The 1342-nt window shown below is 68.0% G+C and carries 2 protein-coding genes; both read right to left on the bottom strand.

Features of this window, described 5'->3' with window-relative positions:
* Positions 1 to 12: 12 nt before the first annotated feature.
* On the bottom strand, positions 13 to 342 hold the full coding sequence (locus ACWEQO_RS34770) for a hypothetical protein (RefSeq protein ID WP_452986496.1): 330 nt from the start codon (positions 340 to 342) through the stop codon (positions 13 to 15).
* A gap of 72 nt (positions 343 to 414) precedes the next feature.
* Complete coding sequence (locus ACWEQO_RS34775; protein ID WP_452986497.1) at positions 415 to 1284, bottom strand: IS5 family transposase; 870 nt, start codon at positions 1282 to 1284, stop codon at positions 415 to 417.
* Positions 1285 to 1342 lie beyond the last annotated feature (58 nt).

The raw sequence follows: 1342 nt of genomic DNA on the forward strand, positions 1-1342 counted from the left end.
CTAGGGCCTGTTTTAGAAGTCGGTAGCCTGCCTGGTTGGCCGCCCGGGGTGACGGCGGGCGGCCAACCAGATGGTGAGGTCGAGGGCGATGGCGTCGATGCTGGTCGCCGTGGTGACCTCGTGCTCGTTGCGGGAGGCGTCACGGCGGACGATCTCGTAGCCGCCTTCGTCCAGGACGGCCACCGAGGCGAACCAGACGGGGTCGTCCTCGTCGGGCTGGACGACCACGAAGGTGTTGTCAGAGTCGTTGAGGTCGCTGATCATCATGAACAGCGCGTCCTCCGAGGGATCGTCGATGCGGTCGCCGTTCTCGCTGTCAGCGCCGTAGTACTGAGCCCCCATCGCTGCTACTCCCTCACCCTGTCGACCCTGGTCGCGGCCAGCATGGCATGTCGGAACGACAGGTCTGGCTGGTCATAGCCATTCGCCGATCGCAGCGATCAGGACGGTGGCTTCGAAGCGGACAGCGAGTTTGTCGAACCGCGTGGCCACCGCCCGGTTGCGCTTGAGCCGGTTGATCCCGCACTCGACCGCATGCCGGGCCTTGTAGTCCTCGCGGTCGAAGGCCGGAGGCCGCCCGCCGGCCCTGCCTCGCCGTTTGCGGTTGGCGGCCTGGTCGGCAGGCTCCGGGATCGTGCACCGGATTCCCCGCTTTCGCAGGTAGGCCCGGTTGGCGCGTGAGGAGTACGCCTTGTCGCCTCGCACCCGCAGGGGTCGGACACGTGGCCGGCCGGGGCCGGTCCTGGGCACCCGGATGCCTTCCAGGACGGCGGCGAACTGGGGGCTGTCACCACGTTGACCTGCGGTGACCAACAGGGCCAGCGGCCGCTGGCCCTGCTCGCAGGCCAGGTGAATCTTGGTGGTGAAGCCTCCGCGGGACCGGCCCAGAGCGTGGTCGTCGGGCTCGACATGGATGCCGCCCGGCGGCTCCTTCTGAGCGTTTCCGTCACGGCGGGCACCTGCGGCATGTTGGTGGGCTCGGCAGATCGTGGAGTCCACGTTGACCTCCCACGTGATCAGCCCGGCCGCGTCCGCCCGTGTCTGCAGCCCGGCCAGCAGCTCAGCCCAGGTGCCGTCGCGCTGCCAGCGACGGAAGAGTCCGTAGACGGTCTGCCACGGCCCGTACTCCTGCGGCAGATCCCTCCACGGAGCACCGGTCCGCACTCGCCACCGGATCCCGTCGATCAGCCTCCTCCGGCCAATCGACGGTCTGCCCAGCACTGCCACCGGCAGCAACGGCTCCAGTACTGACCACTGCTCGTCTGAAAGATCCCCTCGCCCCACACCGAGATCATCACGACGCAGAACAAGGGGATCCAGGCACTTTCAAAACACGCCCTAG

Source organism: Streptomyces sp. NPDC004051 (genome assembly GCF_053604275.1).

Excerpts from the sequence above, each read along its gene's own strand:
- ACWEQO_RS34770 (WP_452986496.1), bottom strand. The coding sequence starts at position 342 with ATGGGGGCTCAGTACTACGGCGCTGACAGCGAGAACGGCGACCGCATC.